Source organism: Phycisphaeraceae bacterium (genome assembly GCA_019636795.1).
Lineage (GTDB): Bacteria > Planctomycetota > Phycisphaerae > Phycisphaerales > UBA1924 > JAHBWW01.
Map to the genome: position 1 here is coordinate 575,007 of JAHBWW010000003.1, position 23,675 is coordinate 598,681.

Sequence of the window (23,675 nt, forward strand, 5' to 3'; positions counted from 1 at the left end):
CAGTGCCTGCTGTCGATCGAGAGAAACGGACGTAGTTGGGGGCCGCGGGGAGTGTTTCCCGCCCCGAAACGGTGGTCGGTGTGAAGGGGTTTCCCGCTTGTCGCACACGCGTGGCGGGCTAGGTTCAAGTTCAGGAGACGAATGTGGGACGATCGCAGGGAAGACTCAACCGCATCGCGGCCGTGGTGGCACTGACGTTCTCGGTCGGCTTCACGGTGCCCGCCGTAGCTCAGACCGACGAACGGACCAATGAAGAACTGCTCGCGGACTTCGAGCACTTCATGCTGATTGCGAATTACGAACTTGCGGAAGCTGTGGGTGTCGAGTTGGTCGACCGTGGGCTTTCGCCGGTGGAGTATGTCGAACTGGTCGAGAGCGGGCGGAACATTCGTCGCTACGAGCAAGCACTTGCCCGGGCGATGAACGTGCCTGCGCTGGAGGATCTCGCGGCGTCGCTGGATCGCCTGTATCGGCAAGGGCGTCTGGATCGTTCTCGCAACCCGGACGAGATTGCCCGCAATATCGGACTCTTGACCGGAACGCTGCGCCAGCAGCAGATTGCGCGTGAGAGGCTGGTTGCTGCGGGCGAGTATGCCTTGCCACAGTTGCTTGATGCTGCGATTCAGCGCGAGAATCCGGAGTTGCGGGCGCGTGTGATCGGGGTGTTGCGGGATCTTGGTCGGCAGTCGATCATCCCGCTGGTGACGGCGATTCCGCAGTTGGATGCGGCCCGCCAGGAGATGGTCGCGGACATTCTCGGACAGATTCCGTACCGGACGAGCCTGCCATTCCTGCTCGAACTGCATCAATCGACGAACAGTGCTCCGGTTCGTGAGGCTGCACGTCGCGCGATCGAGCGTCGCGAAGGGCGGGTCGATGCGAGTGCTGCGGAGATGTACCGCTCGCTGGCTGAAGGGTACTACGACGAGAGGATCGAACTGACGAGTTTTGCCGAAGAATCGCACCAGTTGATCTGGCGTTACGACGCGGGGCTCGGGTTGGTGATGATCCCGATCAGGACTGAAGTGTTTCATGAAGCCATGGCGATGGATCTGGCCGAGCGATCGATGAAGTTGAACCCTTCGGATCGGGCGACGCTGGCGTTGTGGCTTGCATCGAACTTTTCGCGTGAAATTGATTCGCCAGCGGAATATCAGAACCCGGCGTATCCGAACACACGGCGTGAAGCGATGTACTACGCGGTGGCGGCGGGGCCGATGGTGAGCCAGTTGGTGCTTGCTCGGGCGATTGACAAGTCGGACACCAATCTTGCACGGCTTGCGATTGCATCGATTGCCGAGACTGCTGGAAGCGATTCGCTGATTTCGCTGGGCGAGGGCACTGAAGCTCGCAGCCCGCTGCTGGAGGCGTTGCGGTATCCGGATCGGCGTGTTCGGTACGAGGCTGCGCTGGCGCTTGGTAAGTCGCAACCTTTGCAGAACTTTGAGGGCGCGAATCGGGTGGTTCCGATTCTGGCCAGTGCAGTGCGTGATGCGGCGAGGCGTACGGCGCTGGTGGCAACGGGTCCGGACCGCGAGGAGTATGACCGGCTTCGGAATCACCTCGAGAAGCTCGGTTTCTCGGTGCTGCCTCCGGCGGACAGTGGGCTTGCGGATATTGCAGGACCGATCGCGGATGCCCCTGCTGTGGACATCATCGTGACTTCGCTCTCGGGCGACAGCACACGAAGCGTGATCGAGCAGTCGCGTGCGAACTCGAAGTTGATGGTGACTCCCGTGCTGGCTTTGCTGAGCGGCGAGGATTTGGAACCGACGCGGCGTGTGTATATGCGTGACACGCTGGTCGAGGCTCGTCGTCGGGCGATTTCGACCGAAGCGCTGACGCAGGCCATCAATGATGTGATTGAGGTTGGCTCGGGCGGGCTGATCAGCGATGCAGAGGCGACTGCCTATGCGAAAAGGTCGCTGGGTGTGCTTCGTGACCTTGCAGTGAGCCGCAATCCGGTGCTGGCAATCAATGACGCCTCGGCAACACTGATCGCGGCACTTTCTGAGAAGTCCGGGAGTACTCGTCTGGACGTTGCGGAAGTGCTCTCGCACATTGGTCGTGGCGAGGCACAGGTCGCACTGGTCGATGCATCGCTTCGTGCCCAAGGTAGCGAGCAGATCGCACTGCTTGGCAAGGTTTCGCAGTCGGCCAAGCGGCATGGGAATCTGCTCCCGGAGCGTCAGGTGTCGCGGGTGGTGGATCTCTCGAACAGTTCGGACTTCCAGGTGGCGACTGCGGCTGCGGCACTGATGGGGGCGTTGGAGCTGCCGAACGCGGGCGTGGTTCCGATGATCCTGCGCGACGGCGGGCACAACAATGCTCGTGCGGGCCGATAAGTGTTGATGCTGGCCTGACGTTCAGTTGCGAGACAGTTTGACGTAAGAATCAGTAGGCCGCTCCGGATTCGGGGCGGCCTTTTTTCTGCGCGCGTGAGGCATTGAGTCCGAGAAGCCACCCGGCAAAAAGTGCCTGTGGTGTGCAGGCGTTAGAACCGCACCTGATCCATTGAAATGAGAAACGTGAGCACTCAACTGTGGGTGTGTGGATGTCGATAGGTCTTGGCAGCAGGCAGAGTTGTCTGCGAGGCCAGAGCCATCGGAGGAGACGGCTCTGGTCGAACGCGAGGTACCCGGTCGAGTGCGAGTGGCACAAGGCCTCGAAGTCAATGTTACTTTGAAGGAGTGTGAAGCATGCTTGTGAATGGTGTGCGTCGGAAGACGCGTGGTTTTACGCTGGTGGAAATTTTGATTGTGGTCGTGATCCTTGGCATTCTGGCGGCCATCGTGGTTCCGCAGTTTACGAATGCGGCCAACGATGCGCGTGCGGGCAACCTGCGCTCGCAGATCAAGACGATCGAGAACCAGCTCGAGTTGTTCCGTGCCCGCACGGGTGCGTACCCGACTCTGGCTCAGCTCCAGGCTGCTCCGACTGACGCGACAGCTGGAACGTCGTTCGGCATCATGGTCGATAACGACTACCTGAAGACGTCGCCGACCAATCCGGTCAACGGCAGCCAGACGGTTGCTGCGGCGGCCGCTGCCACTGTCGGCTGGCACTGGGACGGTTCGGTCTTCGGCGCATCGTACTTCAATGAGACGACCGGCCAGATCACTTCTGATCCCTAATCCCCAGGTGTAACTATCGGGCGGCCCAGTTGCTGGGCACACGCCCTACAAGTTTCCCAAACGGTCGATCCCCTCGCGGGATCGATCGTCTTTTTGTCACCGACTCAGGGGGGGCTGTGTTTCAGCCGACGAAAGGGGTATGAACAGTTCCATTCAACAGCACGCCTCTGGCATTGTCGGGCATGTTCGCCGTGCGTTTACGCTCGTCGAAATTTTGATTGTGGTTGTCATCCTTGGCGTTCTTGCTGCGGTGGTCGTGCCGCAGTTCGGCAGTGCGGTGCAGGATGCTTCGATCGGAACAACGACGAGTGAACTGCACAAGATTCGGCGGGCTCTGGAGGTGTACATGGTGCAGAATGCCAATCTGCTGCCCACGGTAGCGGAAGGTGATGGCACCTGGGGGCCTCTGGTGACGGGGTCGGGATACCTCAAAGGTCCGCCTCTGAATCCATATGTGGGGGGCTCGAATGCGGGGGTTATTGTGTTCCGCAATGCGCCGGATAACGCGTATCAGACAACCTATGGGTGGGTTTATGACAACGCGACTGGGCGCATCTGGGCGGGCGGGTTCGACGGGAATGACAACCCGTTGCCTCGCTGATGGACCTGAGAGTTGTTGACGGTCTGAAAGGATGCACGATGAACCACGCACAAAGCGCATGTAAACGGGGCTACACACTCGTTGAGGTGTTGGTGGTGGTGACGATTCTAGGTATCGCGGGAATGCTGATCATTCCATCGCTGGGGCAGGCGGACGTGTTGCGTGTGCAGGGAGCGGTGAGGACTGTGGTATCGGACCTGACGTATGCGCAGGCTGACGCGCTGGCGTATCAGGAACAGCGCGCGGTGCTGTTCAACGTCAGGGACAATGAGTACACATTGGTTGCGGTGGATGAAACGGGCATCGACCCGGATCTGAACGCGCTGTGGGATCCTACCGGACCTGACCAGCGATACGTAGTGAGTCTGGATAACCCGGCCTACGGGCTTTCTCAGTTGGCGATAGCGAACTTCGGGAGCGAGAGTTACATTGTCTTCGATGAGTTGGGTGGCCCGGTTGTTGGTCCGGGATCGGATGTGCCGAGCGAGGGCGGGTCTGTGGACGTAATGAGTACGCAGGCACGCTTCCGGATCCATATTTCGGCATTTACCGGGGCCATCACCGTGGCATCGGTTCAGATGGATGGCGGGAGCAGCGAGGGAGGCTCGGAGTAAGCGAGCGGGCTAAGCCAGGAGATCCGGCATCATGCAAGGCAAGCAGGCGTGGAGAGGCAGGACAGTTGTGGCACTGACCGCGCTTGCTGGTCTGTTGATCTGGTCCAAACTGAGGCTGGTGACGGACTTCCCTCGAACGGTGCTCGCCGACCCGGAAGAGGAACTGGTGCTGGGGAATGGCTCTGTCACGGGGATCGAAGTCGAGCGCGACGATCACGCGACGGATGAATTGACCCACCCGGATAAGTGATTGCATCGCACGATCGATCGAGCAGGTGACTCGGGCTTGAAATGCTGAGCTACCGAGGTGTTGCGTGCATGGTGCGAGTTTTCTGGGACGTGGCGCAAGTCTTGCGCGACGGACGGAATGAACGCACCTCTGAGACGCTCAAAGTTCGCTGGATTGTCTGATCGTTGCAAAGTTTGCATTCGAGAGAGACGACAAGTGTGACGCAGTGGTTGCGTTGAACCGAAGCATCGAGTCGGTTCGGCGTTCGAGCCGATGCTCGGCGCCTGACCGTCTCTCCGAATGAGGGCTTGAAGATGTCGGACCGTGTTGTGAAAGAAACGAACTTGCCTTTCGTCTCGAGCGGGTCGCGTGGCCTGCGAGTGTCGGCGATGCTGCTCCTGTGCCTTGCGGGCACAAGTGTCGGCTTTGGCCAGAGTTCCGGGTTGAACTCGTTCCTCGACGATCTGGTCGACGACGACCTGATGTACGACGAGGATAGTGCGTACCCGACTCGGGAACCTGCGGACCTGTCTTATCTTGAGGACAAGGTCAAGGTGAATGAGTACGACATTGTTGACCTGCATGTGAACAACGAAGATCTGGGCAACGTGCTTCAGTTGCTGAGCCTGCAAAGCCAGCGGAACATCATTGCGTCGAACAAGGTGAGCGCGACGGTGACCGCGGACTTGTACAACGTGACGTTCGAGGAAGCGCTGAATGCGATCCTGCACGTCAATGGGTATGGGTGGGTGCAGAAGGGGAACTTCATCTATGTGTACACGGCTGAGGAGTTGACAGCCATCGAAAAGGCTTCGCGTCGAAGGATTTCGCGCGTCGTTACGCTCGACTATCTGAACGCGGTTGATGCGGCGACGTTTGTGCAGCCGCTGCTCTCTGCGGAAGGCAAGATCACGGCGAACAGTGCGGCCGGTCCGTTCAATATCGGTTCGAACACGCCGGTCGGAGCGGATGAGTACGCCTCGAACGCGATGATCGTGCTGTTCGACTATGAAGAAAATGTCGATCAGATCGTGGAGTTGATCGGCTTGCTGGACACCAAGCCGGTGCAGGTGCTTGTTGAGGCGACGATTCTGCAAACATCGCTGAACGAGTCGAATGCGTTTGGCGTGGACTTCTCGATCATCAATAACATGAACTTCACGGACTTCGTCGGGTCGGGCCCGCTCGGGGTCGTTGATGATCTGATCAGTGGTATCGGTTCAACGATGTCCGGCGGCGGCGCGACGGATGTGACCGTGCCTGTTCGCGGAAACGGCTCGGCGATCAACACGAACATCGGCGCGGTGCGCGATCCGGGCGGGCTTAAGGCTGGCATCATCAAGGAAGACGTGGCGGTGTTCCTGCGACTGCTCGATGAAGTCACAGACGTAACGGTCATCAGCAATCCGAAGATCCTGACGCTCAATCGCATGCCGGCCCGAGTGCTTGTCGGTACGAAGGTCGGGTATCTCCAGACGACAACGACTGATACTTCGACGACGCAATCGGTCGAGTTTCTGGACACGGGTACGCAGTTGAATCTGAGGCCTTTCGTGAGTGCCGACGGGATCATCCGCATGGAACTCAAGCCTCAGGTGTCGAGTTTCAGGCTTCGGAATACGACCGACTCGACGGGAGCCACGATCACGATCCCGGACGAAGACACGAGCGAACTGGTGACCAACGTGATGGTGCGTGACGGCCAGACGGTGGTGCTGGGCGGTTTGTTCACGGAATCGACGACGGCGACGCGCCGTCAGGTTCCTGGTTTGGGCGACATTCCTCTGATCGGAGCTGCGTTCAAGGGGCACGACGACACGACACGCCGGAGCGAGATCATCTTCATGATCACGCCTTCGATCGTGAACGATCACATGCTCAACAATCAGGCGAGTCGTGCGGGTGATCACCTGAAGAACGCTCGGACGGGTGAGCGCGTCGGAACGCTGCCCTGGAGCCGCGACCGCCGTGTGAGCCGATTGCTGATCGAGGCCCGCAAGGATGCGGAGTCGGGAGATCGGGAAGGTGCATTGTTCAAGGTTCGTCGCGCATTGACGCTGTATCCGCAGTCGCTGGATGCGCGGCGCATGCTCGATCAGTTGTCGACGACGGACACCTGGCCGTCGCGCAGCATGCTCGAGGATGTGATCCACAACGAGTTGCAGTTGCCGCCCGCGTCGGTGAATCAGGGTGCGGTCAACTTCAAATCCAACTCTTCGATGTCGTCGAGCAACGGCAGCGCACAGAACGCAGTGACGGATTGGCTGCTGGCGAACGACACGCCGAGTTCGAGCACAGGAAGTTTCGGTACCACTGCGACCAAGGCTGAGCCGAACGGGTTCATTGATCAGCGCGGGCGGGAGCAGGCGATGCGTCAGTCTTCGCCGCAGGATTGGCCACAGTACGACGCGGCCTGGCTGCCGAAGCACAGTGATTGGTATAAGCAGGAGGCTGATTCGACGGGGCACGGTGCCAAGACGAACCGTCAGAATGTGGTTGAGCCGAGCACTCAGACCACTTCGATCTTCGATCAGACGGATGAGTTCGATAGCCAATCTGGATCAAACTTCGGGTCGGGTGAATCTTTGAACACGTCGCCCTCGATGATTGAGACGACAGAGCAGGTCCCCACTCAAGCTCAGACGCAGGACTATCTGAACAGCTGGGGCGACTTTGGCCCGATTACGTACGGCCCGGAGATGATTCCAGTTTTCATCCCTATGCACGGGGGATTGTTCTGGATCGCAGTTCCGCGCGGCATGTTTAGCGCCGAGTCGATCCGCAGCACGTTTTCTGAGGAAGCGGTGACCAACGCTCCGACGAATGCCAGTGGCTTTGCCGACTGATTTCGCAACCGGGGTGCTGACGCACTCCGGTTGTTTTCGGACTTTACATCAGGAGATTTGACGATGACATGGACTCAGAACTGTCGGGTTGCGTTGGGGTTGATCGCGATCGCAGGAACTATCGGACTGAGCGGTTGCGGGCAAGGCTCGTACACACGCGAGGGGTCGAGCCTTGCGAAAGAAAAGATGAACATGATGAAGAGCGCCACCGAGTGGGAGATGGCGCGACAGGCCTTCTTTGCGGGTGATCTGGACAAGGCGCTGCGCAAAGTTGATGTGAGCCTGGGCATGAACCCGAATGTGGCCAAGAGCCATGTCCTCAAGGGGCGCATTCTGCTTGAGCAGGGCGAAGTGGGGCTGGCGGTTCGATCATTCAACACGGCGCTTGCGATTCAGCCTGACTTTGTGGATGCGCACTACTACATCGGAATCGCGGCCGAACGGCTCAACCGGCACCAGGATGCGTTTGATCATTACGCCCGAGCGGCGGCGCTGGATGAATACAACGATCAGTACCCGATGGCTGCGGCCGAGATGCTGATCGACATGGGACGACTTGATGAGGCTCGCACATATCTGGAAGGCTGTGCGACACTCGAAGACAGCCCTGGCATTCGCCAGACGCTTGGGCACATCGCGCGTCTGAGAGGGGACATGCCGGCTGCAGTCAACTACTTTCAGTCGGCGCAGCTGCTGGCTCCGGACGATCAGGGAATTCTGGAGGATCTGACGCGGGCGCAGTTTGCGGTCGGCCGATTTGCGGACGCTGAGTATTCGCTCTCGACATTGCTTCAGAAGGCGGATTATGCGCAGCGTCGCGATCTTCAGCGTCTTCGTGCCGAGTGCCTGATCCAACTGAACAGAACTGGCGAAGCTCGCCAGTTGTATCTGGAACTGACGGGCACAGGCGAAGGGGTGAAGGATCTGGATTCGTGGATCGGGCTTGGTGAAGTGAGCCACAAGGTGGGTGATTTTGCAACGCTTCGCAAGGCTGCGACGCGCGTGGTCTCGCTCGCGCCTGAGCGTCAAGAAGGTTATGTGCTGTGGTCGCTGTGGCACAGGCAGCAGGGCAATCAGGAAGCAACGCTGCGGAGCATCGACGATGCGATCAGCCGGAACACGGACAATCCGCTGCTGTTCACGATGAGGGCAATGACACTGATCGAACTCAATCGAGGTTCGGAAGCGCGGCAGGCCCTGACCACCGCGCTGAAGCTCGACCCGAAGCATGCGCCTTCGCTCGCGGTGCTGAGCAATCTTGACAACCGTGTCGCGGGCGTGAGCACGGAACAGTAAGAAATGAACGTACAAGAGAACCCGGGGCACTCTTCTGGTGCCTCGGGTTTTTCATTGGGCTCGTTGGGTGATTGTCGGTGCGGGTGAGTGAGTTAGCGCTGATTCATCGGCACATAGGGTGCGTTATGCGGGCCGACATAGTCGGCTTTGGGCCTGAAAAGGCGGTTGTCAGCCAACTGTTCGATGATGTGCCCACTCCATCCGCCGAGGCGTGAGAGCGCAAACATGGGTGTGAAGAGATCAAGTTGCAGGCCGATGCAGTGGTAGGTGGTTGCGCTATAGAAATCGACGTTTGGATAAATACCTTTTGAACCGACTTCGCGGGCCATGATCTCTTCGATCTTGTGGCTCTTGGCGTAAAGATCCTGATTGCCGGTGTCCTCGGCGAGTTGCTTGGCGAGCGACTGGAGAGCGTTGGCACGCGGGTCCTTGGTGCGGTACACGCGGTGGCCGAAGCCCATGATCTTGTCCTTGCGCTCCAGTTTGCCCATGACGTAATCTTCGACAGCGTTAAGCGAAGGGATTTCGTTGAGCATTTTCATCACGCCTTCGTTAGCGCCGCCATGAAGCGGGCCACGCAGCGAACCGATCGCGCCGGTGACGGCGGAGTAGACGTCCGAAAGGGTGGAGATGATGACGCGAGCGGCAAATGTCGAGTTGTTCAGGCCGTGGTCGGCATGAAGGATCATGCAGATGTCGAACGCGCGAGCCATGGTCGGTGTGGGCTTTTCGCCATTGAGAATGTAGAGAAAGTGCTCCGCGAACGAAAGCGATTGATCCGGCTTGATGGGGTCGAGCCCGCGGCGGTAGCGATCGAAGTTCGCGACGATCGCGGGTGCCTGGCCGAGAATGTTGAGCGACTTGGCGCGGGCTGCTTCGACGGAATTGTCGTTGGGATCCGGGTCGTACATGCCGAGCGAACTGACCATCGTCCGCAGCATGTGCATTGGTTCGGCGTCCTTGGGCAGCGTGCGTATGCGCTCGCCCAGACCGGCGGGCAAGGCGTAGTGACTGCGCAGTTCTCTGCTGAAGGCGGCGAGTTCATCGGCCTTGGGAAGGCGCTTGTTCCAGAGCAGGAAGACCGTCTCCTCGAAGGTGCTTTTGGTGCTCAGTTCGCCGATGGGAATACCAACGTATTCGAGCACGCCCGCCTGGCCGTCGATGAACGACATCTCGGTTTGTGAGGCAACGATTCCTTCAAGCCCTTTGACGTATGTACTCATCCAGCAGTCCCTTCACGCTGTCAACTGATCCCGATGGTTTTGCCCTGAGTGGGTGAGTCAGCCAGCCGACCCCTCGGGAACTGCATCATAGTGCGCTTCCCGGCTGCGCTCCACAGCGTGGAATTGGCTGCGGCGTCTACCATGGGTCGTGATCATTCCATTGGGAACAGAGCGTTCGCTGGTCCGCAAGCCGATTGTAACGATCTCGATCGTGACCTTGACGATCGGCGTGCATCTGTCGGTTTTTATGCTCTCGATGTTCGATTCTCAGTTGGCGGACAGGATCGTCGAGACTTTCTGCGTGCAGGGGGGATTCCGGTTTCGCTGGTGGGGGCTGTTGACGAGCGCGTTTCTGCATGCGGGATGGCTGCATCTTGCGGGGAACATGCTGTTTCTGTGGGTGTTTGGGCCGAGTGTCGAGGATCGCTACGGGCATCTGGGATTTCTGGCGTTTTATCTGGCGGGGGCGGCAGCTTCTGGCGGGGCGCACGCCCTGGTGGAGGTGCAACCTTTCGCGATTGCCGGCGGGCAGACGATACTTGTCGGCGTACCGGCGATTGGAGCCTCGGGCGCGATTGCAGCTGTAACCGGGGCGTTTCTGGTGATGTTCCCGAATACGCGGGTTCGGGTGCTGTGGCTGATCGGGCTTTCGGTAGTTTTTGCTCCTGCGTGGTGGTTGATCGGGCTGGGAGTTGCGTGGAATTTGTTTGCGGTGGGCGTGGGCGATCAGCAGAACATCGCGTATATCGCGCATCTGGCCGGGTACGGGTTCGGGTTTGTGGTGGCGATGGGGCTGCTCGCGGCGCGTGTGGTGCCGCGCGATTCGGCAGATCTGCTGACCATGATTCGCCACGCGCAGCGGCGGCGACAGTTCCGAGTCGCTGCGACGCCCGAAGCCGTGGTCCCACGTCCTGTACGTGCGGCGACCATGCCTCCCGATGAAACGATTGACGCGGTGGCCGAAGCGCGGGCGGAGGTCTCCCGACTCATCGCCAGCAAGGATTTCGAGGGAGCGGCCAAAGCGTATCAGGCGATGGAGAGTCAGTTCGCGCACAGGCCCGAGATGCTCTCGCTGTCGCGCAATGCGCACGCAACGCTTGCGGCTCATTTGTATTCGTCGGGTCGATACCGCCTCGCGGGTTCGGCGATCGAACGGTTCGTGGCGTCGTATCCGAACGATCGGGAAGCGGATCACATGCGCATCCTGCTTGCGCGGCTGTATCGCGAGAAACTCGGGCGTGCGTCCGAGGCCACGACTCTGCTCGAGGAGATCATCGCGACGACGCAGGACGCGGAGGTGCGCACACTGGCGAGCAGCGAACTCCCCCACTCGCATCAGGAGCATACATCATGAATCACCACGGTTTCAGCCGCACGCGCATCAAGATCTGTGGTCTGCAGGACGAAGCAGCGCTCGAAGCGGCGGTGTCGTGCGGGGCCGACGCGGTGGGATTCATGCTTGTGCCCGAGAGCCCGCGGTATATCGCGGCGGAGGAGGCGCTGGAACTGATGGCGATGCTGCCGCCGATGGTGACTGCGGTTGGTGTGGTGCGCAATCTGAGCGTCGATGAGTTCTGCGATCTTGAGCAGACATTCCCCGCCCCACTGATGCAGCTGCATGGCAGCGAGAGCGAGAAGGTTGTGCGTTCGTGCGGACCGGGCGTCATCAAGGCTTTCAAGTTCGACCCGCGCACGATCGACGCTGAACTGGCGCGCTGGAGCGCGATTGATGAGGTCGATGCGATTCTTATCGATGGCTCTGACGGCGGCGAGGGAGCGGCGTTTGATTGGGAGGCTCTGGCGGGCAGACTCGATGGTGTTCAGACGCCGGTGATTCTTGCGGGCGGACTGAATGCCGAAAACGTCGGCGAAGCGATTCGGATTGTGCGGCCGTTCGCGGTAGATGTATCGAGCGGTGTCGAGTCGGCTCCAGGTGTGAAGGACCCGGACTTGATCGCGGCGTTCTGCGAGGCGGTGCATCAGGCTGGTCGTTGATCGGCGTGCCTGCCAGGCTTCGTGTGCGTGCTCTGCGGCCCTGGCGCGCAAAAAAGGACCCACGACCAAAGCCGTGGGTCCGATTGTGTGATCAGTGCGATCGCACCCTGATCGATGCGACTCTTATGGACATCCGGCGCTGAACGCGCTGAGGAACGCGCTGACGTCGAAGAAATCGAAGTTGCCGTCGCCGTTGAGATCGGCGATCGGGTCGAGGTTTGCAAAGGCACTGAGATACAGCGATACGTCGAAGAAGTCGAGCTCGCCGTCGCCGTTGAAGTCCGCCAGGCATGGAGACGTGCCTGCTGCTGCGGCCACCGCTGCCCCCGCGTTGATAAAGCCCCAGCCGAAGTCGGTATCGTAACCGGGCGTGCCCTTATCGACGGCGGTCTGTGCGAGGATCGCCTCGACCTCCGCGGGCGTCAGCGCTGGGTTTGCTGACAAGACCAGTGCCGCGACCCCGGCTGCATAGGGCGAAGCGAAACTAGTGCCGTCGATGGTGGTCCAGTCGCCGCTGGCGTACCCCGCGCTGCCGGTGCGGTCGGTGGTGAGGACGGCGGCCCCGGGCGCGCTGATGAACAACCCGTTGCCGTAGGTGCTGAAACTCGCGCGATCGCCGGTGCTGGCCAAGGCGGCAACAGCGTTGAGCGAAGCGAGATTGGCGGGGAAACTGACGGTGCTTGTGCCGTCGTTGCCCGCGGCGGCGAAGTGGAGCACGCCCGCGGCGCGGGTGTTGTTGAACGCCGTGGTGATCGCGGCCGACGCTGCGCCGCCCCCCCACGAAGAGTTGGTCACGCGTGCCCCGCTGCTCGCTGCCCAGTTGATGCCCGCCACGGTCCACGAATCCTGCGACTCGAGGAACGGCAGGCAGAACCCGAAGAAGTTGATTTCGTTGAAGATCTTGCCCGCCTGCACGCGCGTGCCCGGCGCGATGCCGACAATGCCGATGCCGTTGTTGATGGTCGCGGCGATGCATCCGGCAACAGCCGTGCCGTGGTTGTCGCACGAGTTGCCCGGACCGCCGTTGGTCCCTGTGCCCGTGAAGGACTGGCCGGTGACCTGGCTGATGTCGGGGTGGTCCTGCTGGGTGCCGCTGTCGAGCACGACCACGCGAATGGCTGGATCACCGATCGTGATGGCCCATGCGGCCAGCGCGTCCATGTCTTGGTTGTTTGCCTGCTCGAGAGCCCATTGCTGGGCGAACATCGGGTCGTTGGGCGGGCCACCCATGCGACGGGCCCAGAAGATGCGGTCCGATTGTGCCCACAACGTGAGCGGATGATCGTTGAGAGCCTGTGCGATGTCGAGCATCGCTGCGCCAGTGAGTGCGTCGGTTCGCGCGCGCACAAGACCGGCCATGCCCGCGGCATCGCGCTCGATGGCGGCTGCGCCAAAGGATGCGAGAACAGCGTTCTGCACCATGTCGGGCGTGCTCGGATCGAACGCAATGAGCAGGTCGCGTGTGGGAATCACAGGCAGGCCGCCCTGACCGAGATACACCAGCGACGCCATGCCGACCTCAGGCAGAGCAGCAAGTGCATGCACGGCCTGCTGAGCCGATGCCAGACTCGCTCCGTCGGCCGGCAGCATGACGTAGGTCCACCCCGGCACCGTACTGGCCTGTGTTTCGGCCCCGGCGAGATTCGCGGCTGCAAGCACACCTGCGACGCCGCCCGCTGCACGCTGCGGCGCAGGGGCTGCGGGGTCGAGATACACGGCGATCATCTGCGGATAGACCGACAATGGAGACTGCTGGTCGAAGTACGGCTCGGCAGCGACGTTGTGGATCGTGGCCACGCGGGGGTCGGCGAGATGTCGCTGGAAGTCAGCGTCGGTCGCCTGCGCGACGGCGAGGCCCGCACACGCTGAAAGGACGAGAGTACTCAGTGTTCGGTCAATCATCGGAATCTTTCTCCTCTTCAATCGCTTCGTGCCCGATCGCGCGGCGGCCCCCTCCAGAGCGCCGACCCACGCGCAGCAGGCTATCGAAGCCGGTAGCCGGGCCAGCATACCACGAGATTGAGTGCTGTACAACCCATAGCCCAAATACTTCGACAAGGCTGTTGCCGCCCAACCAAATGCATTAATCACACCCAGCCGCAAAGAGGCCGAGGAACAGCTGCACGTCAAAGAAGTCAAGAGTGCCGTCACCGTTGAAATCGGCAGCGGGATTCCCGGATGAGAATGCGGCAAGGAAGTGTTGGATATCAAAGAAGTTGAGGACCCCATCGCCATTGACATCCGCTGGGCATGGTGGCGAAGCCATCGGGCACGCTTGCCACTTGGCGATGTTTTCGGACACGATTCCTCCAGCAGATTTGAACGAGCCGCCAACGTACAGTCCCAGGCCAGATCCGTCGTCAAAAGCCGCCAGCGCTCGAACAAACAGATCGTTCGTACCCGATACTCCGATACCGGCCGGGCCAGAGAGACCAGACCATTGAAAGCCGTTCCACTTCGCGACGCCGCTGCAGTTGAGGTTGCCAATGCTGTAGAAAGCGCCACATGCGAACAGAGCCGGTCCGGTGCCATCATCGAAGACCGTAAGAGCACGGATTGCATTATGGATGGCATTTTCGCCCGGGATTCCGAGTGAGGACCAGTTTGTACCGTCCCATCGCGCGATGCGACTGGCAGAAGCACCACCAGCTGTCCCGAAGTTCCCTGCCGCATAGAGGGCTGGGCCAGTGCCGTCATCAAAAGTCGTCAAGGCATAGACACTAAATGGCGTTACGCCCGTTCCATTTGGGCCGCTCAGCGCGGACCAAGTTGTGCCGTTCCACCGAGCAATACGATTGACGGTCACTCCACCAGCCGTGATGAATGCTCCACCGACGTACAGCGCCGGACCTGTGCCGTCGTCAAAGACCTCGATGGCCTCCACTGCGTTGTTTACCCCGATGATGCCGCCGTCCCCTGTGAGCGCGGACCACAGCGTGCCGTTCCATCGGGCGATGTGATTGACTGTCACGCCGCCAGCGGTGGTAAAGTGCCCCCCTGCGTACAACGCCGGACCAGTGCCTTCGTCAAACACTTTGAGGGCTGCCACCCGTACCTGAATTTGTATACCGCTCATTCCGATTCCGTTGGGTCCTTCGAGAGCGGACCACGTCGTGCCGTTCCATCGGGCAATCCGGTTTGCCGTGATGCCGCTGGCGAGAGTAAACGAACCACCAGCGTACAAGGCCGGTCCACCACCGAGACCATCGTCAAAGACCACCAAGCAATCGGCAGCCCTGGTCAGCCCGCTGTACGGTCCAGGTCCGTTCAACTCAGACCATGTTTGCCCGTCCCATTTTGCGATTCCGTAGAAAATATCAACCCCGCCAGCTCGTGTAAACGGACCGCCTACGAACAGAGCCGGCCCTGAACCGTCGTCATATGTAGCGAACGAGTGCACCTCGTGCGTGGTGCCGATTTTGTTGGCTGGTTCAACCAGCGCTGTCCACTGCGATCCACTCCAGGATGCCACACTTTCACATTGTTCTCCACCTGCGGTATTAAAAACGCCCCCAACAATGAGCTTCGAGCCAGAGGCGTCATCGAATTGAATCAAGGAACTGATCGACGCATCAGAACTGGAATCCTGGACCCCAGGCATCGTGGACCACTCAGAGCCATTCCACGCGGCGATGTTCTCGACCGATATCCCACCGGCAGTGGAAAACATTCCCCCCGCGTACAGGACCGGGCCGGTACCATCGTCGAAGACAGCAAGGGCGTTGACGAACTCATTGATCCCGTTCCCACTCGGGCCGGAGAGAGAGTGCCACTCAGATCCATCCCACTTGGCGATGCGGTTGGCGGCTGTGCCGCCCGCCGTGGTAAACACGCCACCGACGAACAGGCCTGCTCCTTTGCCATCGTCGAAGACAACCATGTCTCTGACATTGGGAACAAAGGTCACAGCCGTAAGCCCTTCCCCATTCGAGCCTGTGAGTGAGGTCCACTCGGTCCCGTCCCATCGAGCGATGCGATTGACTGGGATGCCACCGGCGAATGTAAAATGACCGCCTGTATACAACGCCGGCCCAGCACCGTCATCGAAGACCGCAAGCGTATTGACGGTTGAAGAGACCCCTGTACCTTGGCTTCCAGCCAGCGCGAGCCAACTCGTCCCGTTCCACTTTGCAATGTTATTGACCGTCACCCCGCCGGCTGTGGAGAATGCCCCGCCCGCATAGAGAGCTGCGCCAGTGCCGTCATCGAAGACCACAAGATCCTGAACGCGAGCGGATTGAATACCGCCGACTCCGTTGCCGCCTTGTGTTGTGAGAGCAGACCAATCCGTCCCGCTCCATCTCGCGATGCGATTGGCTGCCACACCCCCAGCGATTGTGAAGTTGCCGCCCACATAGAGTGCCGGACCAGAGCCATCATCAAAAACCTGTAACGCACGAACTACATCATTGACACCTGTTCCGTTTGCTCCTGTGAGCGATGACCATGAAGTGCCGTCCCATTTGGCAATGTTTTGAACATCGTTGGCGCAACCAGCAATGGTAAACGATCCACCAACATAGACGGCCTGTTCGGTACCATCGTCCCATATCGCCATCACATCGACGAAGCCGGTGATTCCCGGAGGGCAAAATAGACCGGCGACCCAGTGCGGCTCGCACTCATCATCTGCACAAGCCGGGGCAGGTAGCAGCAACAGCACGCAGGACAACAGAACAAACAGCGGAATGAAGCGAAAAACGGGATTGGAAGGAGGACTTGTGTGCATGGGGCTCCTTATCAGGCAATATGCCCATCGATTTAAGTCAGTCGAGTATACCGAAAATCGGCCTGTTCACCGAAGGAAAAAAACGAATTTCCTCGCGGGCTGATGCCTCACTTACCCTCGAACCAGTTGCGGCTGATGGCGGCCTCGGCCACGATCGGCACCCGCAGCGCCATCGCACGCTCCATGCGCTCGACGATCACCGCTCTGGCCGCCTCGGCCTGCGCATGCGGGCACTCGAAGACCAGTTCGTCGTGGATCTGGATGAGCATCCGCACGCCAGCGAGCGCCTCGCCTGCGGTCGCCGCGCCGATGCGGCGGTGCAGGTCGATCATCGCGAGTTTGATCAGATCGGCAGCCGACCCCTGCACGACGCTGTTGATCGCGACGCGCTCGGCCAGGGCCCGGCGGTTGGGGTTGTTTGAGTCGATGTCGGTGATCGGCCTGCGCCGCCCGAGCATCGTCTGGACATAGCCGAAGCGTGTGGCCTGCTGCACGCACTCTTCGAGGAAGGTCGTGATGCCCGAGAAACGGCGCTTGTAGTCGTCGATGATGGTCGAGGCTTCGGCGTTGGAAATCTTGAGGCGCCGCGCCAGCCCGAAGGCCGTGATGCCGTAGACGATGCCGAAGTTGACCATCTTCGCGCCGTTGCGCTGCTCGCGCGTGACGGCGTCGAGCGGCACGTTGTGAATCTGCGCCGCGACGGCGCGGTGGATGTCTTCACCAGCCTCGAATGCAGCGATGAGTCCAGGATCGCGCGACAGGTGCGCGAGCAGACGCAGCTCGATCTGCGAATAGTCGGCCGTGATGAGCACATGATCGGGCGGCGCGACGAACGCGCGGCGGATCTCGCGCCCGAGCTGCGAGCGGATCGGAATGTTCTGCAGGTTCGGATCGCTCGAACTGAGGCGGCCGGTCGCGGCACCGGTCTGGTGAAAACTCGCATGGATGCGCCGGGTCTGAGGATGAATCTCATCGCGCAGGTTGACGAGATAGGTGCTCACCAGTTTGCTCAGTTGCCGGTATTCGAGGATCAGTTGCGGCAGTTCGCTCTCGACCGCAGGATCCATCGCGAGTTTCTCCAGGACCTCGGCGTCGGTCGAATAGCCTGTCTTGGTCTTGCGACCCGCGGGCAGACCGAGACCCGGTTCGGCTGAAGTCGGCGCGTTGAACAGCACGGCTGCGAGTTGCCTTGGTGAATCGGGATCAAAACCCCGCCCCACTGCGTCCTCGGCTGCTGAAGCGATCTCGCGCCGCAGTTCGACGAGGCGCGCTTCGAGCCGGGCACGCTGTCGTTCGAGTTCGGCCGGGTCGAGAAGCACGCCGTTGAACTCGAGCTCGGCCAAGACATCGACCAGTGGCATCTCGACATCGCGATAGAGATCGGTCAGACCCATGGCCTTGATCTGCGGGAGCATGACATGCGCGAGTTGGAGTGTGACATCGGCGTCTTCGGCTGCGTAGTCGGTCGCGAGCGCGAGCGGCACCTGATCGAACGTGCGCTGGTTTTTGCCGACGCCGATCAGATCCTTGATCGAGATGTTCTGGCGATGGAGCAACGCCTGCGCAAGGGCGTCCATGCCGTGGCTCGAGCGCGAGGCGTCGATGAGCGAACTGGTGACCATCGTGTCGCCGGCGCGAGGCTTGTCGATCGTCGGTTGATGCCCGCGCACACGCACGCCCGCGCGGCGCAGAACGATCAGATCGTACTTGATGTTGTGCCCGACCTTGGCGATGGATTCATCTTCGAGCACCGGACGCAGTGTTTCGATGACTTCGGCCTGGCTCAGGTGCGCCTCACCGACCGGGGCACGCACGGGGATGTACCAGCCTCTGCCCGGCTCGACCGAACAGGAAATGCCGCACAGATGGGCCCACATCGGACGCAAGCCGGTCGTTTCGGTATCGATGGCGACCAGTTCGGCGGCGCGCATGGCTTTGGCCACCTCGTCGAGTTGCGCTCGCGTCGTGACGCAGGTATATGTCCCGCTCGCAACAGCGCGCGGCGTCGCATCCTCGATCGCGTCGAAGAGGCCGCCGACGATGCGCGGTGCTGCTGACGTCTTGCTGTCGCTCGCTCCCCTTGGCGCAGCGGAATCGGGCATCGGCGAAACCGCCCCACCCTCGCTCTGACCGAGCATGAGTCGCACTTCATCCTGATAGCGGTTAAAGCCCAGTTCCCGCAGGACCGGCAGCAAGGCCCCAAGATTGATCCGTTCGACACTGGCCTGTGCAAGATCGAGCGCCACAGGCGTATCGTGCCGCAGCGAGACAAGCTGGCGCGACAGCGGGAGGTGCTCACGCGCGGCGAGAATGTTCTCGCGGCGCTTGCCTTTGATCTTCCATTCCTTTGCGGGCCTGTCAGCCACGACCTCGGCGAGCACCGCTTCGAGCGAACCGAACTCGGCGATGAGTTGCGCCGCGGTCTTGGGCCCGATGCCGCTGACGCCGGGCACATTGTCGACCGTGTCGCCCATGAGCGTGAGCATGTCGATGACCTGCGATGGCGTAATGCCGGTTTCATCGCGCAGTGTCTCGGCCGTGATGAGCTGGTCGGTATGCACATCGTACATTTCGGTCGGCGGTGCGCCCGAGCCGAGAAGCTGCTTGAGGTCCTTGTCCTTGCTGATGATGCGGACACGCACATCGGGGTGCTTCTCGCTCCACGCGGTCGCAATGGTGGCGATGACGTCGTCGGCTTCAAAACCCTCAGCACCGAGTACGGGCACGCCGACTGTTTCGAGCAACCGAAGACACCGCTCGACCTGCGGCTTGAGATCTTCGGGCGGTTCATCGCGGTTGGCCTTGTAGGCCGGATATAACTGGCTGCGAAAGGTGCCACGATCGCCGGAGACATCGAGCGCGACGGCGACGAAATCGGGCGGACTTCCCATCGCGCCTTCGCCGCGCAGCAGTTTGAGCAGCATGCCGACGAAACCGAACGTCATGTTGGTCGGCTCTTTCGTGACCGGGCTGGTCATCGGGGTGCGGATCGCGTGGTAGGCGCGAAAGAATTGCGCGTAGCCATCGATGATGTACAGCGTCTTCATGCCCAGAGGATATCAATGCAGCACCGCGGAACGAGTCTCCCGGCCGAACCGGGTCAGGAACTCGCGGTTGCGTGCAGGCGTGCCAGACGCTCTCGCATCGCGTTGGTGGCTTGTAGGTGCCGTCGGCCCATCATCGCGTCCATCGCGTCGTTGAATCGCCCGAGGCGGTAGAAGCGGGCCCCCTCGTCGGTCACCCAACTGAAGCGCGACGTCGCCCCGCTCAGAGCGCGTGTGGCGGCCCACATCGTGCCCGTGCCGACGACGCTCCCGCCCATGATCCGCGTATGAATTGCTGTCTTGGCGTGATCGCCAATGATGCCGCCGAGGAACTGCAGGCCCGTGTGTTCGCGACCCGAACCAGGCGCGGCAACGGCGGATATCTCGCCATAGGTGTTGAGCAAGTTACTGGTCGTCGTGCCCGCGCCGAGATTGACCCACTCACCAATCCACGAATCGCCGACATAGCCTTCGTGGGCCTTGTTCGAGTAGCCCTGGAAGATCGTGCCCGCGACTTCGCCGCCGACCTTGCACACCGGGCCGATGGCCGTGTTGCCGCGGATTGTCGCCTGCTCGGTTACCGTTGATCGAATTCCGACATACGTTGGCCCGATGAGCACTGCACCCGATCGCAGCACCGCGTGTTCATCGACCACGATCGGCCCGTCGTCAAGATCAAATGTGACACCGGCCGAGATGCGAGCACTCGGATGTACGCTCAAGGGGTTCTCCCCGTTCATCCACGGATAATCCGACATGTCACGGCGCGGCATGGTTGCAAGCAGCGACAGGTCAATCGCAATAGCCCGATTGCGGTGATGAATCACATCCCACGGCCTTGCCAGCAATACGCGATCTTCAACGACAATCGCTTCGCGCGTCGGGTTGTCGCCCGCGAGCAATCGCTCGATCTCGGACCAAGTCAGCAAGGCGCAGATCAGATCGCCCGATGATCTCTCGACAGCGGCCTGCCCGGGTTGCAGTTCCTCCATCACGTCCAGCGGCAGCGGACATCGACCATTGATCAGGAGCATTGGTTTGGAACCGTCGATCGCGGGCGTGCGGTTCACAGCGAACGTATGCCGTTCCTCGACTAACCTGCGTATCGATTCGGGCACGTAGGCCGCCACGGCTTCGAGTCGGAGCGTGCGCGTGATGCGTTCGAGCGATGTGAGCGCGCCGGTGCGAATTTCGAAACTGGCGCGCAGGTCGCAGAGCGGCTCGAGCATGCCGCGGCCATCGTCAAAGAACACACATGCCTTTCGATCCGACACGTTCTCGATCTCCAGTGCGAGCTTCAGTGCCCGAAACGCCGATGCGACTGCGGAAACCCGAACAGGCCCGACATAGGAATCAGCGCGATGGCCAAGACCGACGCCACGATGCCTGTAAATGCTGCATTGAGCAATCCGTCGAGGAGTCGTTGAGTTGGTTCCCACACGATCGGGTCGCCGATGAGCTTGTGCACGGTCAGAAATGCGACGACAATGATCGAGGAGATAACGCCCACAAGCATGGCAAGCACACCCATAGCAACTGGGTTACGACTGACAACCATGCCGCGGAGCGCGAGCACTGCTTGCGCACCAATGACAAATCCAACCGCGTGCGGGCCGATGAGCAGCGTCGTGCCTCGCGGCAGAGTCGTGATCGAACCAGTCAGATCGGTGAGCACTCCAAGCACAATCGCTGCCCAGAGCGAGGCTCGTTGAGAAGCGTTGAGGGCTACGAACACAACAAGTGTCACGACGAAACTCGGTGCGATTCCTTGAGGCCCGATATGCAACATCTCTCTCAGGCCCAATTCAAGCCCGAGGCACAACCACGCCGCCACCGCGAAGGCCAACCAGTTCATGGCGCACGCTCCTCGCCATCGACCGGAATGCGCAGTACAGCCTGACTGATGGTGCGCAGTTCGACAAGCGGCTCAACCGTGATCCATCTCCGTAGCGGCTGGCCCGGGGCAGGGTCAATCGCGACAACGCGCCCTATGAGGAGCATTTGGGCGCTTGTAGGCCACGAACCATCGCGCGCCATGAGTCGCACATCCTGCCCCAGCGCGAGTTCGGGTGCGTCAACATTCGGACCGAGCTCCGTCACCGGGCCGGACAGTGTCCCGTCGCCGTTGGGGGTCAGGCTGCAATTGAGCGTGGCTTCGCCGTCAGGACTGAGCATGACCACGCCATCGACCCGACCGCTCCGACGGGCTGTGATGGGTCGGATTTCGCACACTGAGCTTTGTACGCGCTCGACACGCCCGACAAGTTGCATTCCGTCGTATGTTGCCACCGTGCTTGTCGTCACGCCGTCACCCGAGCCCGCCCGCACAATCAACACCCCGCCGGAGAGATCGCTCGGGTTTCCGATGACGGGTCTGGCGAGCAATCGCACGGGCACGCCTGCATCGAGCGCAAACCCTCGTTGCAAGTCGTCAACGAGTCGCCTCAATCGATCATTCTCCAACTGTTCGCGGAGCAGTTTCTGCCTGGTCAGTTCCAGTTCCTGCGCCAGTACCGCCTCGGGAGCATCAGACAACGCGGTCGAACGGTCCGGCGAAACCCAACGTGTCAGTTCGGAAATCGGGTGGCTGACCGGTGCGATCACGCGCCAGGCCAGGCCGCCAAACCACTTGACCCACGACTCGGTGAACCGAAGCGGCATGAGCCCAAGCACACAGAGTACCACCACCGTCACCGCAAGCGGTCGGCCACCAGGAGCAGTGTGGGTTGTGGCTCTTGAACTCGGCATCCTTGCGTTGTGCTCGACTCCTCGCCTGCTTTAGGCCCGTTCGTGCGGGTGTGCTCAAAGATCCATGTCGCTCTCAAGCGTGTCGCGCCATTCCTCGATGTTCTCGAGATAAATTGCTGTTCCGCGTGCCACGCACGTCAGCGGGTCGTCCGCGAGCCTGACTTCGAGCCCCGTGGCCTTGTTGATTACGGTTGGCAGCCCGCGAAGCAGCGCGCCACCGCCCGCCAGCACAATCCCGTTTTCCACAAGGTCCGCAGCAAGTTCGGGCTCCACCCGCTCAAGGGTCCGAGTCACGGCCTCGATGATGGCATTGACCGGTTCCTGCAGTGCCTCCCGAATTTCCTCACTCGTGATGACCGTCTTGCGAGGCAGGCCAGAGATCATGTCGCGCCCACGGACTTCCATCGAAGTCTCTTCTCCTGAGCTGGCAGCCGAACCGATCTCGATCTTGACACGCTCGGCACTCTGCTCGCCGATCATGAGGTTGTAAGTCCGTCGCATATGAGCGATGATGGCTTCGTCCAGATCGTCGCCGGCGACACGCACAGACTCGCACGTCGCGATATCACCCAGCGACATGACTGCGACTTCGGTCGTGCCGCCTCCAATGTCCACGATCATGCTGGCGGTCGGTTCGCCAAAGGGGAGCCCCGCGCCGATTGCCGCTGCAATAGGTTCTTCAAGCAGATACGTCCGTCTTGCTCCCGCTCGCTCGGCCGAGTCGAAGACGGCTCGCTTTTCGACCGCGGTAATGCCCGACGGAATCGAGATCACGACGCGCGGATGAAAGATCCAGCTTCGCCCCGAGACCTTGCGGATGAAATATGAAAGCATGGCTTCGGTGATTTCGAAGTCGCTGATCACGCCGTCCTTCAATGGCCTGATCGCGGTGATCGAGCCCGGCGTCTTGCCGAGCATCTCCTTGGCCACCCAGCCCACTGCCTGCCCGCCCTTGAGAACCTGATTGGTTCCCTTCTTCACCGCGACGACGCTCGGTTCATTGAGCACAATGCCACGACCCCTCACCGCAACAAGTGTGTTGCAGGTGCCGAGGTCGATCCCCATGTCGACGCTAAAAAATCCTAGAAGTTTATCGAGCATCACACAAACGGATTCCTCTCGGGTCAATCCATGACCCCATCGAGCGACAGAAACTCTCATCAAGTTATCGGGTTGAACCCGATTTAGCCACTACCCCCTATCGAGAACTGAACAA

Annotated in this window: 17 protein-coding genes; 9 read left to right on the forward strand and 8 right to left on the reverse strand. The window is 60.7% G+C overall.

The features are described from left to right. The first annotated feature begins 143 nt into the window (after positions 1–143). The 7 genes from KF757_08550 (at position 144) to KF757_08580 (ending at position 8,720) form a co-directional block, all read left to right on the forward strand. Entirely contained in the window at positions 144–2,345 is a 2,202-nt protein-coding gene (locus tag KF757_08550; GenBank protein ID MBX3323023.1) for a HEAT repeat domain-containing protein, read from the forward strand. 354 nt (positions 2,346–2,699) lie between these two features. Continuing rightward, entirely contained in the window at positions 2,700–3,134 is a 435-nt protein-coding gene (locus tag KF757_08555; protein MBX3323024.1) for a prepilin-type N-terminal cleavage/methylation domain-containing protein, read from the forward strand. Positions 3,135–3,273: 139 nt separating this feature from the next. Beyond that, positions 3,274–3,735 (forward strand): prepilin-type N-terminal cleavage/methylation domain-containing protein, encoded by a 462-nt coding sequence (locus tag KF757_08560; protein MBX3323025.1) that lies wholly within the window; start codon positions 3,274–3,276, stop codon positions 3,733–3,735. A gap of 38 nt (positions 3,736–3,773) precedes the next feature. Then, positions 3,774–4,349: a prepilin-type N-terminal cleavage/methylation domain-containing protein gene (locus KF757_08565; protein ID MBX3323026.1), complete on the forward strand. Its 576-nt coding sequence runs from the start codon at positions 3,774–3,776 to the stop codon at positions 4,347–4,349. 31 nt (positions 4,350–4,380) lie between these two features. After that, positions 4,381–4,599 (forward strand): hypothetical protein, encoded by a 219-nt coding sequence (locus KF757_08570; protein ID MBX3323027.1) that lies wholly within the window; start codon positions 4,381–4,383, stop codon positions 4,597–4,599. 293 nt (positions 4,600–4,892) lie between these two features. Beyond that, positions 4,893–7,424 (forward strand): secretin and TonB N-terminal domain-containing protein, encoded by a 2,532-nt coding sequence (locus tag KF757_08575; GenBank protein ID MBX3323028.1) that lies wholly within the window; start codon positions 4,893–4,895, stop codon positions 7,422–7,424. 63 nt (positions 7,425–7,487) lie between these two features. Then, entirely contained in the window at positions 7,488–8,720 is a 1,233-nt protein-coding gene (locus tag KF757_08580) for a tetratricopeptide repeat protein (protein ID MBX3323029.1), read from the forward strand. 92 nt (positions 8,721–8,812) lie between these two features. Here the strand turns inward: KF757_08580 and KF757_08585 are convergent, their stop codons facing one another. Then, positions 8,813–9,943: a citrate synthase gene (locus tag KF757_08585; GenBank protein MBX3323030.1), complete on the reverse strand. Its 1,131-nt coding sequence runs from the start codon at positions 9,941–9,943 to the stop codon at positions 8,813–8,815. Between the two features lie 148 nt (positions 9,944–10,091). Here KF757_08585 and KF757_08590 point away from each other — a divergent pair, with 148 nt between their 5' ends. Continuing rightward, positions 10,092–11,297: a rhomboid family intramembrane serine protease gene (locus KF757_08590; protein MBX3323031.1), complete on the forward strand. Its 1,206-nt coding sequence runs from the start codon at positions 10,092–10,094 to the stop codon at positions 11,295–11,297. Then, positions 11,294–11,938, forward strand: coding sequence for a phosphoribosylanthranilate isomerase (locus KF757_08595; GenBank protein MBX3323032.1), 645 nt, complete (start codon positions 11,294–11,296; stop codon positions 11,936–11,938). Before KF757_08590 ends, KF757_08595 begins: the two co-directional genes overlap by 4 nt. 123 nt (positions 11,939–12,061) lie before the next feature. Here the strand turns inward: KF757_08595 and KF757_08600 are convergent, their stop codons facing one another. The 7 genes from KF757_08600 to KF757_08630 form a co-directional block, all read right to left on the reverse strand. Then, complete coding sequence (locus KF757_08600; protein MBX3323033.1) at positions 12,062–13,840, reverse strand: S8 family serine peptidase; 1,779 nt, start codon at positions 13,838–13,840, stop codon at positions 12,062–12,064. Between the two features lie 181 nt (positions 13,841–14,021). Continuing rightward, positions 14,022–16,667 carry a hypothetical protein gene (locus KF757_08605; protein ID MBX3323034.1) on the reverse strand — a complete coding sequence of 882 codons (2,646 nt, stop codon included), beginning with the start codon at positions 16,665–16,667 and terminating at the stop codon, positions 14,022–14,024. A 107-nt stretch (positions 16,668–16,774) separates the two neighbouring features. Beyond that, positions 16,775–19,714, reverse strand: coding sequence for a DNA polymerase I (gene polA, locus KF757_08610; protein ID MBX3323035.1), 2,940 nt, complete (start codon positions 19,712–19,714; stop codon positions 16,775–16,777). 53 nt (positions 19,715–19,767) lie between these two features. After that, a complete protein-coding gene (locus KF757_08615; GenBank protein ID MBX3323036.1) occupies positions 19,768–20,985 on the reverse strand; it encodes a hypothetical protein in 1,218 nt (405 codons plus the stop codon). Between the two features lie 23 nt (positions 20,986–21,008). Then, complete coding sequence (locus KF757_08620; GenBank protein MBX3323037.1) at positions 21,009–21,566, reverse strand: hypothetical protein; 558 nt, start codon at positions 21,564–21,566, stop codon at positions 21,009–21,011. Beyond that, positions 21,563–22,459 carry a hypothetical protein gene (locus tag KF757_08625; GenBank protein MBX3323038.1) on the reverse strand — a complete coding sequence of 299 codons (897 nt, stop codon included), beginning with the start codon at positions 22,457–22,459 and terminating at the stop codon, positions 21,563–21,565. Before KF757_08625 ends, KF757_08620 begins: the two co-directional genes overlap by 4 nt. 54 nt (positions 22,460–22,513) lie before the next feature. Beyond that, complete coding sequence (locus tag KF757_08630) at positions 22,514–23,560, reverse strand: rod shape-determining protein (protein MBX3323039.1); 1,047 nt, start codon at positions 23,558–23,560, stop codon at positions 22,514–22,516. Positions 23,561–23,675: the final 115 nt, after the last annotated feature.